Genomic DNA, 15,515 nt, shown 5'->3' with positions numbered 1-15,515 from the left:
GGCACGCGCGCGTGCCCGAACACCCCGGAACCCGCCGAGGCCGACGGCGCTCGCTACACGTCGGCCATCTGCGGCATCTCGCCCTGTGTCGTCTGCAGGTCGATCACCGAGAACGACGCGCCCTGCGGGTCGCTGAGCGCCGCGAACCGCCCGTAGGGCGTGTCCATCGGCCCGAACCGCAGCACCCCGCCGCGCTTGGTCGCCTTCGCCACCGCGTCGTCGCAGTTGTCGACCGTGAAGTACACATTCACGTACGAGGGGACCTCGGGCGGGAACTCCTCCGTCATCTTCATGCGCCCCATGACCATCTCGTCACCCACGCTGAAGACCCGGAAGTCGGCCGCGTCGTCCTGCATCTGCTTGGCGCCGTACGGGAACACCGCGGGCAGGAACGCGTCGACCTTCGCCGGGTCGCGGGTGAAGAACTCGGCCCAGCAGAACGCGCCGTGCACGCCCTTGGCCTCGAAGCCCTCGTGGCTGCCCGCCTGCCACACGCCGAAGACGGCGCCGCTCGGCTCGCGGGCGATCGCCATGGAGCCGAAGTCGCCGACCTGCATCGGCTCCATCAGCACCTCGCCGCCGCTGTCCTTGATCTTCTTCGCGGTGGCGGCGACATCGGGCGACGCGAGGTAGAGACACCACGCCGACTGGCCCTCCTGGCCCGGCATCGGCGGCACGACGGCCGCCACCGCCTTGCCGTTCGCGTACGCCTGTGTGTAGTTGCCGTACTCCGACGACGCCTCCCCGAACGTCCAGCCCAGCACGTCACCGTAGAAGCTCTTCGCTCCCTCGACATCGGTGAACATCGCATCGGCCCAGCACGGAGTGCCCTCTGGTTCTGCGGCCATGACTGTGCTCTCTCCTGTGTGACAGACGGTCCGGCTTGCCACGCTAGCCAGCCGACCCCGACCTCGCGCGCCGAGCGCTCCCACCCGCCGTCCCGGCGCGGACGACCGGAGCCCGCCGCAAGGGGTGACGCGCCGGGACGGCGGGCAGGTAATCGGGTACGGATCCTGGCGGGGCGGGACGACTCGGGCGTAGCGTGACCCGGCGCTGGCGCGCACAGCGACCTACAGGGGGCGTGTGACCTCATGGACAAGCCGGTCTGGCAGTTCTCGGACGACCGCGGGCAGGTGGCGACGGCCAGGGGAGTCCCCACCAGGGTGACCGCCTACATCCAGGCCGGAGCCACGCTCTGGGACCACGGAGTCGGCCCCGGAGCCGTCTTCGGCTCCTTCCACGACGGGGCCGCACCCGACCGCGCCAAGGCCGGCGGGCTGCCCCTGGACCGGCTGCGCTACCTGGGTGCGGGCGCCACCCTCGACCTCGACGTGCTGCTCCAGGGCACGCCCGACCTCGTGGTGGCCGTCAGCTACGGCGGCGGCCAGGTCTACGGCCTCGCCCCCGAGACCGCCAAACACCTGGAGGAACACGTTCCGGTGGTCGTCATCGACATCGGGCACTCGCGCTCCCTGGCCGAGATCAGGGACCGCTTCGCGGACCTCGCCCGCGCCCTCGGCGGCGACCGCCACCACGAGGACGCCGCCCGCCTCCTCGACGCGGCGCAGCGCCGTCTGCGCACCGTGACGGCCGCCACGCGCGCGTACGCGGACACGGACCCGCCCGTGGCGCCCCGCGTACTCGCCCTCTCGCCCGCCGGGCCCGGCCAGGTCCACGTGGCGCGCCCGGGCGCCTGGCCGGAGCTGCGCGCCCTGGCCGAGCACGGCGTCCACCTGGTGGAGCCGCCCGCCGGAACCGGGGCGAACTGGACCACGCTCACCTGGGCGGCGGCGGCCGCCCTGCCCGCCGAGATCGTCCTGTCCGACGTACGGGTGAACGCCACCCCCGTCGAGCAGCTGCGCGCCGACGCGCACTGGCGGGCGATCGAGGGCCGCGCGCGCGTGCTGCCGTGGAACCCCGAGACCCCGTGCAGCGCCCGGGCCCACGCCCGGTTCTTCGCCCTGGTCGCCGACGCGGTGGACTCCCGTACCGCACGTTAGTACGCCTCGGTGCCGACAACTTCACAGCTCAGAGCCGTGTCGGAGTTGGGCTGAACGGGTGAGCGGCGTCATCATGGCCGGATGCAGATACAGCACATGGGCGAGGTGGTCCGGTGAGCAGGTACGACGTCACCGATGAACAGTGGGAGGGGCTCGCCCAGGTCGTTCCGCTGCGCAGTCGCAACGAGTGGCCGTCGCGCGTCGACCACCTCACCATCCCCAACGAGTACGCGGCCGTCGCACAGCGCCGCTTCGTGGTCCTGCGCGTCCAGGTCTTCGCGGACGCGCGCGAGGTCGCCGAATACATGATGGCGCAGACCCCGGTCCTGCTCGATCTGACGGGCGCCGACACCGAAGTCGCCAAGCGCATACTCGACTTCAGCAGCGGAGTGGTCTTCGGCCTGGGCAGCGGAATGCACCGGGTCGACCGCAATGTCTTCCTCCTCGCGCCCGCCGGCACGGAGGTGGAGGGCATCGCCGAGGCCGTCGTCCCCCATGCGTAGAGCCGTTCCCGTGGCGGAAAACGCCGCGTAGGGCCGTCCCCCATGGCGGAGCCGTCCCTCGTTCGTACGAAGGTATCCGAGGCGTAACGGTTCGTCACGTTTTGCCCCCGTACGGTCCGTTCCATGAACGGAACCTGTGACCGGCCCACCGTCACCGAACTGCGGCTGTCCGCCTTCAAGTCGCACCGCGGCGCGATCATCCCGCTCGGCCCGCTCACCTTCCTGGCGGGACCGAGCGGCAGCGGCAAGTCCAGCGTCCTCCAGGCGTACGAGGCACTGGCCCGGCTCGGCTCCGGCGCCACCCTCGCCTCGGCGTTCCCCGACCCCGCAGGGTGCGTACCGGAACGCGCCGAGGCGGACGCCCAGGGCAGGCGCGGGTTCCGCATCGGCTGCACCGTCGACGGGCCCGCCGGACCCGTCCGGCTCGACCTCGCCGTCCAGGCCGAGCCGGAACTCCGCGTCGTCGGCGAACGTTTGACCAGCGACGGCGACACCCTCCTGTCCACCGCCCTGCGCGACCCCGGCCGCTCCACCGTGCAGGCCGCCTGGCACACCGCCGGCGCCGTCCCGGTCACCCGCGCCCCGCTCCCCGACGACCGGCTCGGCACCGCCCTGCTGCCGCTGCGCGTCGCCGGGAAGACCGAGGGACAGCTGCGGGTCCTCGCCGCCGCCGAGCAAGTGGTCGTCGCCCTGCGGTCCGTGTTCGCCTGCGACCCCCAGCCGCAGCGCATGCGCGAACCCGTCCTGCCCGGCCAGGGACGGCTGCGGCGCGGCTGCGACAACCTCGCCGAGATCCTCTCCCGCACCGCCGAGGAGTGCACCATCCGGCACGCCCGGCTGGTCACCGCGGCCCGCGCGGGCTGCGCCGGCCCGGTCACCGCGCTCGCCGCCGAAGAACTGGCCGACGGGACGTTACGGGCCATGGTGGGCCGCGGCGAACGGACACCCACGCCCGTGGCCCGCCTGGGAGAAGGCGAACTGCGCTACCTCGCGCTCGCCCTGGTCCTGCTCACCGGCCCCGGAGTGCTGGCCGTCGACACCGTCGCCGAGATCCCGTCCGCCATGCAGACCCTCACCGTCCTCACCGACGGCTTCGACCGCGGCCTCGACCGGCGCCAGACCGCCGAACTGGCCGCACTGGCCGCCGAGATGTGCCGACGCGGCCACATCCGTCTCGCCGGCACCGTCACGGACGCCGGATGCGCCCGAGGAGTCCAGGGGGCGGCAGTGGTAGACCTGGAGCCGTGACCGAACCCGACGTAGCGGGACTCCAGCGCCGACTGGCCGACTTCGCGGCCGCGCGCCACTGGCAGCCCTTCCACACCCCCAAGAACCTCGTCTCCGCCCTCAGCGTCGAGGCCTCCGAACTCCTTGAGATCTTCCAGTGGCTCACCCCCGAGCAGTCCGACCGCGTCATGCACGACCCCGACCGCGCCCACCGGGTGACCGACGAAGTGGCCGACGTCCTCGCCTATCTCCTCCAGTTCTGCGAAGTCCTCGGCATCGACCCGCTCGCCGCGCTCTCCGCCAAGATCGACCGCAACGAGCTCCGCTTCCCCGTCCCCACCGCCCCGCCCGCCCCGCAGCCCCTCACCGCCCCCGCCCCGGCACAGACCCGCCCCACCCCGGTACAAACCGGTCCCGCCCCTGTGCAGAACCCCGAAGAAAGTCCAAACGGTCACTCTTCGGAGTGACCGAGTTATTCAAAACCCCCTGCTCGTCCACAGATTTCCCGATTGCTCTGGCTTTCCTGGCCTCAGAAGCTCACTCTAGGTAGTGACCGGGAAACGGATCGTCGTATGAACGGGGGCCGCTCATGGACGCGGTACGGCTCATCGGAGTGAGCAGGTTAGCGCTCGCGGAAAGCACCGCGGCGCTGGAGATCGTCGCCGAGGCCTGGCAGGCGCAAGCCCTCGCCCAGGCCATCGGAAGCCACCTGGCGGCCACCGGGCCACCGGAACTCAGGGGCGAAGCACGCGGCCTCAGCGAGACCGGCGGCCGCGGCTGCGGCGCCCTCGACCACCCCGGACTGCGTATCGGCGGCATCCGCGCCACCCAGCTCTCCGGAGTGACCGACGCCAGACAGACGCTGACCGGACTCGGCGGCCTGCTCGGAGACGTCGGCATGGCCCTCGTCGGCGTCGCCTGCGCCACCGACGAAGAAGGGCTCTACTGGCAGTGCATCGAAGCGATCGACGCCGCCGACGAGTCGAGCGACCGGGTCCGCGGAATGCTCCGCCGACTCACCGTACGCGAGCAGGAAAGACGGCCCGGCGCGCTGCGCGACTCGACGGCGAGGCCGTCATGACCGGACGGGAGTCACCACACCGGCCCTCACACGCCCGTCGGGCGGCCCTCCACATGCCCACCGGCGTCCGGACCCGGCAGCACACGCTCGGCGGTCGACTGCAGATCGGCGTCGAGCCGCGACAGATCCGCGTTCAGCGCCGCCATCAACTCCTCCATCTGCTGCAGCAGCCCCTTCGGCGCACCGTGCTGCCCGGGCACGGACTGCCCGGCCGGCTCCTGCGGCACGGCCTGTTCCGGCACAGCTTCCTGGGACATGGCGGCCTCCTCGGCCCAAGCCCTCCCGCGCGGTTGCGGGGGTGGCAGTTCGACAGACGCGTCGGCAACGGCCGCCGACGCGCGGGCCGGGCGGGCCGGCTCCGCCCGAGCCAACGAACACTCAGCGCGACAGTCACTGGTCAGAGCCCGTGCGGCCCGTCAGGTGGACGATTTTCACCTGCCTGGGCAGCCCTCGCGCATGCGGCAAGGGCGGGGTTGACGACAGTTCGAAGGTGCAGGATGGATGCATGGATCTTCGAATCTTCACGGAGCCCCAGCAGGGCGCCGACTACGACACCCTCCTCGCCGTCGCGAAGGCCACCGAAGCCCTCGGATTCAACGCCTTCTTTCGCTCCGACCACTACCTGCGGATGGGCTCGGCGGACGGCCTCCCGGGCCCCACCGACGCCTGGATCACCCTCGCGGGACTCGCCCGCGAGACCAGCCGCATCCGCCTCGGCACACTGATGACCGCCGGCACCTTCCGGCTCCCCGGCGTCCTCGCCATCCAGGTCGCCCAGGTGGACCAGATGTCCGGCGGCCGTATCGAACTCGGCCTGGGCGCTGGCTGGTTCGAGGGTGAGCACAAGGCCTACGGCATCCCCTTCCCGAAGGAGAAGTCCGCACGGCTCGAAGAACAACTGGCCATCGTCACCGGCCTCTGGGCCACGGAGACCGGCAAGACCTTCACCCACGACGGCACCTACTACCAGCTCACCGACTCGCCCGCGCTCCCCAAGCCCGCGCAGGCCAAGGTGCCGGTCCTGATCGGCGGCCACGGCGCGGTCCGCACCCCACGGCTGGCCGCCCAGTACGCCGACGAGTTCAACATCCCGTTCGCCTCCCTGGCCGACAGCGAGCGGCAGTTCGGCCGGGTGCGCGCCGCCGCCCAGAGCGCCGGACGCGGCGCCGACGACCTGGTGTACTCCAACGCGCTGGTCGTCTGCGTAGGAAAGAACGATGCCGAAGTGGCGCGCCGGGCGGCCGCCATCGGAAGGGAGGTCGAGGAGCTCAAGGCGAACGGGCTGGCGGGATCGCCCGCCGAAGTAGTGGAGAAGATCGGCGCGTACGAGGCGATCGGTTCGTCCCGGATCTACCTCCAGGTCCTCGACCTGCACGACCTCGACCACCTCGAACTGATCTCCTCCCAGGTCCAGTCCCAGCTGAACGGGGCCTGACCATGCGGCCCGCCCGTCCACTCGCCGACGCCCTGGCCGAACGGACCGTGGTCCTCGACGGCGGCCTCTCCAACCAACTGGAGTCCCAGGGGTGCGACTTGAGCGACCCGCTCTGGTCGGCCCGGCTGCTCGCCGACGACCCGAGCCGGATCGAGGCCGCACACGAGGCGTATGTACGGGCGGGCGCACAGGTACTGATCACCTCCAGCTACCAGGCGACGTACGAGGGCTTCGCCCACCGGGGAGTGCCCCGCCGCGAGGCGACGGCCCTGCTCGCCCGGAGCGTGGAGCTGGCTAGGAAGGCGGGGGAGAGGGCGGGGGCGGGGAGGGGGGTGGGGGGAGGGGAGGGGAAGCCCCCCAAGAACGCCGAAGTCTGGGTCGCCGCCTCGATCGGCCCCTACGGCGCCTTCCTGGCCGACGGCAGCGAGTACCGCGGCGGGTACGGGCTGACGGTGAAGGAGCTGGAGCGCTTCCACCGCCCCCGCGTCGAGACGCTGGCGGCGGCCGGGCCGGACGTGCTCGCGCTGGAAACCGTGCCCGACGCCGACGAGGCCGAGGCGCTGCTGCGGGCGGTCGAGGGGTGCGGAGTGCCGGTGTGGCTCTCGTACAGCGTGGAGGGGCTGCGGACCCGGGCGGGACAGCCGCTGGAGGAGGCGTTCGCGCTGGCGGCGGGCCTGGATGAGGTGATCGCTGTGGGTGTGAACTGCTGCACGCCCGCCGATGCGGACAGTGCCGTGGAGCTCGCGGCGTCGGTCGCCCGCAAGCCGGTGGTCGTCTACCCCAACAGCGGGGAGCGCTGGGACGCGGAGGCCCGGTCGTGGTGGGGCGGCACCACGTTCGACCCGTCCCGTGTAAGTGCCTGGCGCAGGGCGGGCGCCCGTCTGGTGGGCGGCTGCTGTCGAGTGGGGCCGGCGGAGATCGCACGGCTGGCGGGGTTCGTGGCGGAAGAGGTGTGAGGGCCGGGGCAGGTTGAGGCCACCCTCGGCTCTCAGGGGAAAATGCCTGGTAGGAGCCGTTGAAACCGGGTGATACTCGATGCGTGTTCCTGACAATCACCACGACCGGTACCCCTGAACGCCCCGCCACCGACCTCGGGTTTCTGCTGCACAAGCATCCCGGGAAGGCGCAGGCGTTCTCCACGTCGCACGGCACCGCGCACGTCCTCTATCCCGAGGCGACCGCCGAGCGCTGCACGGCCGCGCTGCTTCTGGAGGTGGATCCGGTCGCTCTGGTGCGGCGGGGCAAGGGCAAGGGCCGTGGCGGAGCCCCCGATTCCGCGCTGGCGCAGTACGTCAACGACCGCCCGTACGCGGCTTCGTCGCTGATGTCCGTCGCGCTGAGCACCGTCTTCAAAAGCGCCCTGCGCGGTGTGTGCAACGCACTGCCGGAGCGGGCCGAGGCGCCGCTGCCGCTGCGGATCGAGGTACCCGCGCTGCCCGCGCGCGGCGGCGCCGGCCTCGTGCACAAGCTGTTCGGGCCGCTGGGCTGGGCTTCGGTGGCGGCGGAGCCCGTCGGGCTGGACGAGGAGTTTCCGGAGTGGGGCGAGTCCCGTTACGTACGGCTCGTACTGGAAGGAGAGCTGCGGCTCGCGGACGCACTGCGGCAGTTGTATGTGCTGCTGCCGGTGCTCGACGACGCCAAGCACTACTGGGTCGCGCCCGACGAGGTCGACAAACTGCTGCGCGCCGGTGACGGCTGGCTGGCCGACCACCCCGAGCAGAAGCTGATCACCAGCCGCTATCTGTCCCGGCGCTGGGGGCTGACCCGGCAGGCGATGGAGCGCCTCGAACTGGTGCGGCTGGCCGAGGCCGATGACATCGCGGTCGAGGCCCTCGACAACGCGGTGGACGAGACGACCGACACCGAGGACCGGCCCGTGCCGCTCGCCGTACAGCGACGCGACGCCATCCTGGCGGCGCTGACCGCCGCCGGGGCGAGCCGGGTGCTCGATCTTGGCTGCGGTCAGGGCCAGTTGGTGCAGGAGCTGCTCAAGGACGTGCGGTTCACCGAGATCGTGGGTGTGGACGTCTCGATGCGCGCGTTGACGATCGCCGCGCGGCGGCTGCGCCTGGAGCGGATGGGCGAGCGGCAGGCCGGGCGGATCACCCTGATGCAGGGCTCGCTCGCGTACACGGACAAGCGGCTCAAGGGGTACGACGCGGCCGTGCTCAGCGAGGTGATCGAGCACCTCGACCTGCCCAGGCTGCCCGCGCTTGAGTACGCGGTGTTCGGCGCGGCGCGCCCGCGAACGGTGATCGTGACGACGCCGAACGTCGAGTACAACGTGCGCTGGGAGTCGCTCCCGGCCGGGCATGTGCGCCATGGCGACCACCGGTTCGAGTGGACGCGCGCGGAGTTCCGCGACTGGGCCGTCTCGGTGGCCGAACGGCACGGGTACGGGGTCGAGTTCGTGCCCGTGGGGCCGGACGACGCCGAGGTGGGGCCGCCCACCCAGATGGCTGTATTCGAGACGATCACGACCGCGAAGGAGGCGAACGCCGCATGAGGGCCGAGAACGACACCGACACCGGGGCCGGTACCAGCACCGGTACGAGTGCCGGCAACAGCACCACCACCAACACCAGTGCCGAGACGAACACGGAGACCGGGATCGGGACCGGGATCGGGATCGAAGCCGGATCCGGATCCGGAACCCGGACCGACGCCGAGCCCCCGTCCACGCCCCGCAAGCGCGCGCTCGCCGTCCCCGACCTGTCCCTCGTCGTTCTCGTCGGCGCCACCGGATCGGGCAAGTCCACTTTTGCCCGTCGGCACTTCAAGCCCACCGAGGTCATCTCGTCGGACTTCTGCCGCGGCCTGGTGGCCGACGACGAGAACGACCAGAGCGCCAGCGGCGACGCGTTCGACGTGCTCCACTACATCGCGGGCAAGCGGCTCGCGGCCGGGCGACTGACCGTCGTCGACGCCACCAGCGTGCAGGTGGAAAGCCGCAGACAGCTGGTCCAGCTGGCCCGCGAGCACGATGTGCTGCCCGTGGCCATCGTCCTCGATCTGCCCGAGGAGGTCTGTGCCGCCCGCAACGCGGCCCGGCCCGACCGCGCCGGCATGCCCCGCCAGGTCATCGCGCGACACCGCCGTGAGCTGCGGCGTTCGCTGCGCGGCCTGGAGCGCGAGGGGTTCCGCAAGGTCCATGTCCTGCGCTCCGAGGCGGAGGTGGACAGCGTCGAGATCGCGATCGAGCGACGCTACAACGACCTCACCCACCTCACTGGCCCCTTCGACATCATCGGTGACATCCACGGCTGCCGCTCCGAGCTGGAGACGCTGCTGGTGAAGCTGGGTTACGCGGACGGGGCGCACCCCGAGGGCCGTACGGCGGTCTTCGTCGGTGACCTCGTGGACCGCGGGCCGGACAGCCCGGGCGTGTTGCGGCGCGTGATGAAAATGGTGGCTGATGGTAACGCTCTGTGCGTTCCCGGGAACCATGAGAACAAGCTCGGACGTTATCTGGGTGGCAAGAAGGTCCAGCGCACCCATGGACTGGCGGAAACCATCGAGCAGTTGGACAGGGAGGACGATGGATTCAAGGAACAGGTGAAGGAGTTCATCGACGGGCTCGTCAGCCACTACGTGCTCGACGGCGGCAAGCTGGTCGTCTGTCACGCGGGTCTGCCCGAGAAGTACCACGGGCGTACGTCGGGGCGTGTTCGCTCGCACGCCCTGTACGGGGAGACGACCGGCGAGACCGACGAGTTCGGCCTGCCCGTGCGCTACCCGTGGGCCGAGGACTACCGGGGTCGCGCGGCGGTCGTCTACGGCCACACGCCCGTCCCGAACACGTCGTGGATCAACAACACCATCTGCTTGGACACGGGTGCGGTGTTCGGCGGAAGGATGACCGCGCTGCGCTGGCCGGAGCGCGAGCTCGTCGACGTGCCTGCCGAGAGGGTCTGGTACGAGCCGGTCCGTCCGCTGGCCACCGAGGCGCCCGGTGGCCATGACGGACGCCCGCTCGACCTCGCCGATGTGCACGGCCGCCGGGTCGTGGAGACCCGGCAGCTGGGCAATGTGGCGGTGCGCGAGGAGAACGCGGCGGCCGCGCTCGAAGTCATGAGCCGTTTCGCCGTCGACCCACGGCTGCTCGCGTATCTGCCGCCGACGATGGCGCCCACGGCGACGTCGCGCGTGGCGGCCCGCGGCAGCGGCGGCGACGAGCAGTTCCTGGAGCATCCGGCGGAGGCGTTCGCGCAGTACGCGGCGGACGGGGTCGCGCGGGTCGTGTGCGAGGAGAAGCACATGGGTTCGCGGGCGGTGGCCCTGGTGTGCCGTGACGCCGAGGTGGCGCGCGAGCGGTTCGGGGTGGAGGGGCCGACGGGCGCTCTGCACACCCGCACCGGTCGTCCGTTCTTCGACGACGCGGCCGTCACCGAGGAGATCCTCGGCCGGTTGCGGGCGGCCGTGGCCGCGGCCGGGCTGTGGGACGAGCTCGGTACGGACTGGCTGTTGTTCGACGCCGAGCTGATGCCGTGGTCGCTGAAGGCCTCGGGGCTGCTGCGTTCGCAGTACGCGGCGGTGGGTGCCGCGTCCGGGGCGGTCTTCCCGGGCGCGCTGGGGGCTCTGGAGGCGGCCGCGGCGCGCGGTGTCGACGTGGCGGGGCTGCTGGCGCGTCAGCGCGAGCGGGCGCGGGACGCGGAGGCGTTCACCGACGCGTACCGGCGGTACTGCTGGACCACGGACGGCCTGGAGGGGGTGCGGCTCGCGCCCTTCCAGATCCTGGCCGCCCAGGGCCGCAGCCTGGCCGCGGTGCCCCACGACGAGCAGCTGGGGTGGCTGGACCGTCTGGTCGAGCACGACCCGACGGGTCTGCTCCAGGTCACCCGGCGCCTGGTCGTCGACACCGGCGACGAGGCGTCCGTGCGGGCCGGTGTCGACTGGTGGCTCAAGCTGACCGGTGCGGGCGGCGAGGGCATGGTGGTCAAGCCGCTCCAGGGGCTGGCCCGGGACGGCAAGGGGCGCCTCGTGCAGCCCGGCATCAAGGTGCGCGGACGTGAGTATCTGCGGATCATCTACGGTCCGGAGTACGTGCGCCCCGACAACCTGGAGCGGCTGAGGCAGCGCTCTCTGGGCCACAAGCGCTCGCTGGCGCTGCGGGAGTACGCGCTGGGCCTGGAGGCGCTGGACCGGCTGGCGGCGGGCGAGCCGCTGTGGCGTGTCCACGAGGCGGTCTTCGCGGTCCTGGCTCTGGAGTCGGAGCCGGTGGACCCCAGGCTGTGAAGCCGTGGGGGCGGAGCCGTGCGGTTCCGCCCCCACGGGCCGGGGTGGAAGCGGCCGGTTCACCGGGTGAGCGGGCTGCGGGCGGGACAGGATGGGGGCATGGGATTCCATGTCGACTCCGAGACCGGGCGGCTGCGCCGCGTCATCCTGCACCGGCCCGATCTGGAGCTGAAGCGGCTCACTCCGAGCAACAAGGACGCTCTCCTCTTCGACGATGTGCTCTGGGTGCGCCGGGCCCGCCAGGAGCACGACGGCTTCGCGGACGTGCTGCGTGACCGCGGGGTCGAGGTGCACCTCTTCGGCGATCTGCTGCGCGAGTCGCTGGCGATTCCCCAGGCGAGACGGCTCGTACTGGACCGGGTCTTCGACGAGAAGGAGTACGGGCCGCTGGCCACCGGGCATCTGCGTGAGGCCTTCGACGAGCTGTCCGCCGCCGAGCTCGCGGAGGCGCTGGTGGGCGGTATGACCAAGCGGGAGTTCCTGGAGCGTCACGCCGAGCCGGTGTCCGTCCGGTTCCACGCGATGGACCTGGACGACTTCCTGCTGGGCCCGCTGCCCAACCACCTCTTCACCCGTGACACCTCCGCCTGGATCTACGACGGGGTGTCCATCAACGCGATGCGCTGGCCCGCCCGGCAGCGCGAGACGGTCCACTTCGAGGCGATCTACCGCCACCATCCGCTCTTCGCGGGCCCCGAGGCCGGGCGGTTCCACACCTGGTCGAAGGGGCAGAGCGACTACCCGTCGACCATCGAGGGCGGCGACGTGCTGGTGATCGGCAATGGCGCGGTGCTGATCGGGATGAGCGAGCGGACGACTCCGCAGGCGGTGGAGATGCTGGCGCGCGGGCTCTTCGCGGCCGGTTCCGCACGGACGATCGTGGCGCTGGACATGCCCAAGCGCAGGGCCTTCATGCACCTCGATACGGTGATGACGATGGTCGACGGAGAAACCTTCACTCAGTACGCCGGGCTCGGCATGCTCCGCTCGTACACGATCGAGCCGGGCGCCGGTGAGCAGGAGCTGAAGGTGACGGATCACCCGCCGGAGCACATGCACCGCGCCATAGCGGCCGCCCTCGGCCTGGACGGGATCCGGGTGCTGATGGCCACCCAGGACGTGCACGCGGCGGAGCGCGAGCAGTGGGACGACGGCTGCAACGTCCTGGCGGTAGAGCCGGGCGTGGTGGTGGCGTACGAGCGCAATGTCACCACCAACACGCATCTGCGGAAGCAGGGCATCGAGGTGATCGAGATTCCCGGCAGCGAGCTGGGGCGGGGGCGGGGCGGGCCTCGGTGCATGAGCTGTCCCGTGGAACGCGATGCCGTATAGTGATGCGTTCAATCGCATATACTTACAGTGTTCCCGCCTTCCGTCACCCAGGAGCAGTCACCATGGCGACAGACCTCGCAGGCCGCCACTTCCTCAAGGAGCTGGACTTCACCGCCGAGGAGTTCCGCGCTCTGGTGGACCTCGCCGCCGAGCTCAAGGCCGCCAAGAAGGCGGGCAGCGAGGTCCAGCGGCTGCGCGGGCGGAACATCGCGCTGATCTTCGAGAAGCCGTCGACGCGTACGAGGTGCTCCTTCGAGGTGGCGGCCGCCGACCAGGGTGCCTCCACGACGTACATCGACCCGGCCGGCTCGCACATCGGCAAGAAGGAGTCGGCGCGGGACACGGCACGGGTGCTCGGCCGGATGTTCGACGCGATCCAGTTCCGCGGGGACGCCCAGGAGACGGCCGAGACCCTCGCCGCGCACGCGGGCGTGCCGGTCTACAACGGCCTCACCGACGCCTGGCACCCCACCCAGATGCTCGCCGACGTCCTCACCATGACCGAGCACACCGACAAGCCCCTTGAGCGGACGGCTTTCGCCTATCTGGGTGACGCCCGGTACAACATGGGCAACTCCTACCTGGTCACGGGCGCGCTGCTCGGCATGGACGTACGGATCGTGGCCCCGAAGGCGTACTGGCCGGCCGACGCCGTCGTCGCCCTCGCGCACCGGGCCGCCGAGCGCAGCGGGGCCCGGATCACCCTCACCGAGGACATCGCCGAAGGTGTGGCGGGCGCGGACTTCGTCGCCACCGACGTCTGGGTGTCGATGGGCGAGCCCAAGGAGATCTGGGCCGAGCGGATCAAGGCGCTGGCGCCCTACGCCGTGACCATGGACGTCCTGCGCGCCACCGGCAACGCGGACGTCAAGTTCCTGCACTGCCTGCCCGCCTTCCACGACCTCGGCACGGCGGTCGCCCGCGAGATCCACGAGCAGTACGGCCTGGCCGAGCTCGAAGTCACCGACGAGGTCTTCGAATCCGCGCACTCGGTGGTCTTCGACGAGGCGGAGAACCGTCTGCACACCATCAAGGCGGTCATGGTCGCGACGCTTACGGGAACTCCGGCAGGGGCCCACGCGCCGGCAGCGTGAACCACACCGCCTTGCCGTGCGCGGTGGGGCGGTGGCCGCAGGCCGAGCTCAGGGTGCGGATCAGCAGCAGGCCCCGGCCGTGCTCCTGCCACGGGTCGGGCTCGTCGACGGGTTCCGGGGCTCCGAGATCGCCCGGCGGCAGCGGGGAGCGGTCGTGGACCTCGACCTGGCAGCCCGACTCCAGCAGCTCGACGACCAGCTCGATGGGCTGGTCGGTGGCGGTGTGCTCGACGGCGTTGGCCACCAGCTCGGCGGTGAGAAGTTCGGCGGTGTCGCTGTCGGCGGGGGCGTCGATGTCCGCCAGCGCGGTACGGATCAGGGCGCGGGCGATGGGGACGGCGGCGTTGGTGTGGGGGAGCGGGATACGCCAGGAGGTCGGGGCGCGGGCGGCGCCGGTGGGGTCGGGCACGGCGGAGGTTTCCGTTCGGTCGCGTGAAGCGTCCGGGGCGCGGGGGGTGCGCGGGGCGCTGCTACTCCCTTCAACTTTACGAACCGGGGCAAGGGGCCGGACAGAGGTCCCTGGCGGGCGGTGAAAGGGACGTGCGGCGCGCCGTAGGAGGCCCTTCGCCCCGCCCTTCGCCCCGCCCGTCGCCCAGGCGGCGGCGCCGCCCGGGCGGGCATACCCGCGCCGCACCCCGGTCGCACGCTCGCCCGGGCGTACGTGCACGGGCCCCGCCCCCGCCCGCCCCTCCATATCGCGTACTCGTGACGACAGTCACACATGAGTGATACCTTCGAAGTGCAGGCATCTGTCAGCCCGCTGAGGAGGCCGCACTCCATGAGCCCGTTCCCCAGCTCCGCACCCCGCACCGAAAACTGGCGCCACCTGCGGCTTTCCGTGGTGGACGGGGTGGCCACCGTCACCCTCGCCCGCCCCGAGAAACTGAACGCGCTCACCTTCGGGGCCTACGCCGACCTCCGTGATCTGCTCGCCGAGCTCGCCCGGGAGCGGGCCGTGCGCGCCCTGGTCCTCGCGGGCGAGGGGCGCGGCTTCTGCTCCGGCGGCGACGTCGACGAGATCATCGGCGCCACGCTCTCCATGGACACCGCCCAGCTGCTCGACTTCAACCGGATGACCGGCCAGGTCGTACGGGCCGTGCGTGAATGCCCCTTCCCGGTGATCGCGGCGATCCACGGCGTCGCGGCCGGTGCGGGCGCGGTCCTGGCGCTGGCCGCCGACTTCCGTATCGCCGATACCTCCGCCCGGTTCTCCTTCCTGTTCACCAAGGTCGGCCTCTCCGGCGGCGACATGGGCGCGGCCTATCTGCTGCCGCGCGTCGTCGGGCTCGGCCACGCCACCCGCCTGCTGATGCTCGGCGAGCCGGTCCGCGCCCCCGAAGCCGAACGGATCGGCCTGCTCAGCGAGCTCACCGGCGAAGGGCAGGCCGACGCGCGCGCCGCCGAGCTCGCCCGCCACCTCGCGGCCGGACCCGCCCTCGCGTACGCGCAGACCAAGGCCCTGCTCACCGCCGAGCTCGACATGCCGCTCGCCGCCGCCGTCGAACTCGACGCCGCCACCCAGGCACTCCTGATGAACGGGCAGGACTATGCCGAGTTCCATGCCGCCTTCACCGAGAAGCGGCCCCCCAAATGGCAGGGGCGCTGAGC

14 protein-coding genes and 1 pseudogene are annotated in these 15,515 nt (G+C 71.5%); 12 read left to right on the top strand and 3 right to left on the bottom strand.

Going from position 1 to position 15,515, the window contains the following annotated elements:
- Nucleotides 1–53: 53 nt before the first annotated feature.
- Nucleotides 54–848 carry a VOC family protein gene (locus tag ACFWA7_RS21310; protein WP_385539350.1) on the bottom strand — a complete coding sequence of 265 codons (795 nt, stop codon included), beginning with the start codon at nt 846–848 and terminating at the stop codon, nt 54–56.
- Between the two features lie 243 nt (nt 849–1,091).
- On the opposite strand from ACFWA7_RS21310, the gene ACFWA7_RS21305 reads away from it, so the two are divergent.
- The 5 genes and pseudogenes from ACFWA7_RS21305 to ACFWA7_RS21285 all read left to right on the top strand — a co-directional run bounded on the left by ACFWA7_RS21305 (nt 1,092) and on the right by ACFWA7_RS21285 (nt 4,811).
- A complete protein-coding gene (locus ACFWA7_RS21305) occupies nt 1,092–2,000 on the top strand; it encodes an ABC transporter substrate-binding protein (RefSeq protein WP_385539348.1) in 909 nt (302 codons plus the stop codon).
- A gap of 113 nt (nt 2,001–2,113) precedes the next feature.
- Nucleotides 2,114–2,503 (top strand): cell division protein SepF, encoded by a 390-nt coding sequence (locus ACFWA7_RS21300; protein WP_371655216.1) that lies wholly within the window; start codon nt 2,114–2,116, stop codon nt 2,501–2,503.
- A gap of 123 nt (nt 2,504–2,626) precedes the next feature.
- Nucleotides 2,627–3,751, top strand: a complete 1,125-nt coding sequence (locus tag ACFWA7_RS21295; protein ID WP_385824559.1) for an AAA family ATPase — start codon at nt 2,627–2,629, stop codon at nt 3,749–3,751.
- Nucleotides 3,748–4,068 (top strand): annotated as a pseudogene (locus tag ACFWA7_RS21290) (nucleotide pyrophosphohydrolase); the annotation flags it as partial. The gene ACFWA7_RS21295 and the pseudogene ACFWA7_RS21290, both read left to right, overlap by 4 nt.
- Before the next feature lie 251 nt (nt 4,069–4,319).
- Nucleotides 4,320–4,811 (top strand): DUF6099 family protein, encoded by a 492-nt coding sequence (locus ACFWA7_RS21285; RefSeq protein ID WP_385539345.1) that lies wholly within the window; start codon nt 4,320–4,322, stop codon nt 4,809–4,811.
- Between the two features lie 26 nt (nt 4,812–4,837).
- On the opposite strand, the gene ACFWA7_RS21280 is transcribed toward ACFWA7_RS21285, so the two are convergent.
- Nucleotides 4,838–5,068 (bottom strand): hypothetical protein, encoded by a 231-nt coding sequence (locus ACFWA7_RS21280; protein ID WP_385824557.1) that lies wholly within the window; start codon nt 5,066–5,068, stop codon nt 4,838–4,840.
- 248 nt (nt 5,069–5,316) lie between these two features.
- Here ACFWA7_RS21280 and ACFWA7_RS21275 point away from each other — a divergent pair, with 248 nt between their 5' ends.
- The 6 genes from ACFWA7_RS21275 to argF all read left to right on the top strand — a co-directional run bounded on the left by ACFWA7_RS21275 (nt 5,317) and on the right by argF (nt 13,907).
- Nucleotides 5,317–6,246: an LLM class F420-dependent oxidoreductase gene (locus ACFWA7_RS21275; protein WP_385824555.1), complete on the top strand. Its 930-nt coding sequence runs from the start codon at nt 5,317–5,319 to the stop codon at nt 6,244–6,246.
- A 2-nt stretch (nt 6,247–6,248) separates the two neighbouring features.
- Nucleotides 6,249–7,202: a homocysteine S-methyltransferase gene (gene mmuM / locus ACFWA7_RS21270; RefSeq protein ID WP_385824553.1), complete on the top strand. Its 954-nt coding sequence runs from the start codon at nt 6,249–6,251 to the stop codon at nt 7,200–7,202.
- 83 nt (nt 7,203–7,285) lie between these two features.
- Nucleotides 7,286–8,752: a 3' terminal RNA ribose 2'-O-methyltransferase Hen1 gene (locus tag ACFWA7_RS21265; protein ID WP_385824551.1), complete on the top strand. Its 1,467-nt coding sequence runs from the start codon at nt 7,286–7,288 to the stop codon at nt 8,750–8,752.
- Nucleotides 8,749–11,481: a polynucleotide kinase-phosphatase gene (locus tag ACFWA7_RS21260; RefSeq protein WP_385824549.1), complete on the top strand. Its 2,733-nt coding sequence runs from the start codon at nt 8,749–8,751 to the stop codon at nt 11,479–11,481. Before ACFWA7_RS21265 ends, ACFWA7_RS21260 begins: the two co-directional genes overlap by 4 nt.
- Nucleotides 11,482–11,580: 99 nt before the next feature.
- Nucleotides 11,581–12,813, top strand: coding sequence for an arginine deiminase (locus ACFWA7_RS21255; RefSeq protein WP_385539333.1), 1,233 nt, complete (start codon nt 11,581–11,583; stop codon nt 12,811–12,813).
- Nucleotides 12,814–12,875: 62 nt separating this feature from the next.
- Nucleotides 12,876–13,907 (top strand): ornithine carbamoyltransferase, encoded by a 1,032-nt coding sequence (gene argF / locus ACFWA7_RS21250; RefSeq protein ID WP_385539331.1) that lies wholly within the window; start codon nt 12,876–12,878, stop codon nt 13,905–13,907.
- Here the strand turns inward: argF and ACFWA7_RS21245 are convergent.
- A complete protein-coding gene (locus ACFWA7_RS21245; RefSeq protein ID WP_385539330.1) occupies nt 13,867–14,316 on the bottom strand; it encodes an ATP-binding protein in 450 nt (149 codons plus the stop codon). The genes argF and ACFWA7_RS21245 overlap by 41 nt on opposite strands.
- A 369-nt stretch (nt 14,317–14,685) precedes the next feature.
- Between ACFWA7_RS21245 and ACFWA7_RS21240 the strand changes: the two genes are divergently transcribed.
- Entirely contained in the window at nt 14,686–15,513 is an 828-nt protein-coding gene (locus ACFWA7_RS21240) for an enoyl-CoA hydratase family protein (protein WP_385824547.1), read from the top strand.
- Nucleotides 15,514–15,515 lie beyond the last annotated feature (2 nt).

Source organism: Streptomyces sp. NPDC059994 (assembly GCF_042737755.1).
Classification (GTDB): Bacteria; Actinomycetota; Actinomycetes; order Streptomycetales; family Streptomycetaceae; genus Streptomyces.
This window is presented reverse-complemented; position numbering and strand designations above follow the sequence as displayed.

Bases quoted from the DNA above. Each gene is read 5' to 3' on its own strand.
- ACFWA7_RS21310 (WP_385539350.1), bottom strand. From the start codon at position 848: ATGGCCGCAGAACCAGAGGGCACTCCGTGCTGGGCCGATGCGATGTTC.
- ACFWA7_RS21305 (WP_385539348.1), top strand. From the start codon at position 1,092: ATGGACAAGCCGGTCTGGCAGTTCTCGGACGACCGCGGGCAGGTGGCG.
- ACFWA7_RS21295 (WP_385824559.1), top strand. From the start codon at position 2,627: ATGAACGGAACCTGTGACCGGCCCACCGTCACCGAACTGCGGCTGTCC.
- ACFWA7_RS21285 (WP_385539345.1), top strand. From the start codon at position 4,320: ATGGACGCGGTACGGCTCATCGGAGTGAGCAGGTTAGCGCTCGCGGAA.
- ACFWA7_RS21280 (WP_385824557.1), bottom strand. From the start codon at position 5,068: ATGTCCCAGGAAGCTGTGCCGGAACAGGCCGTGCCGCAGGAGCCGGCC.
- ACFWA7_RS21275 (WP_385824555.1), top strand. From the start codon at position 5,317: ATGGATCTTCGAATCTTCACGGAGCCCCAGCAGGGCGCCGACTACGAC.
- mmuM (WP_385824553.1), top strand. From the start codon at position 6,249: ATGCGGCCCGCCCGTCCACTCGCCGACGCCCTGGCCGAACGGACCGTG.
- ACFWA7_RS21260 (WP_385824549.1), top strand. From the start codon at position 8,749: ATGAGGGCCGAGAACGACACCGACACCGGGGCCGGTACCAGCACCGGT.
- ACFWA7_RS21255 (WP_385539333.1), top strand. From the start codon at position 11,581: ATGGGATTCCATGTCGACTCCGAGACCGGGCGGCTGCGCCGCGTCATC.
- argF (WP_385539331.1), top strand. From the start codon at position 12,876: ATGGCGACAGACCTCGCAGGCCGCCACTTCCTCAAGGAGCTGGACTTC.
- ACFWA7_RS21240 (WP_385824547.1), top strand. From the start codon at position 14,686: ATGAGCCCGTTCCCCAGCTCCGCACCCCGCACCGAAAACTGGCGCCAC.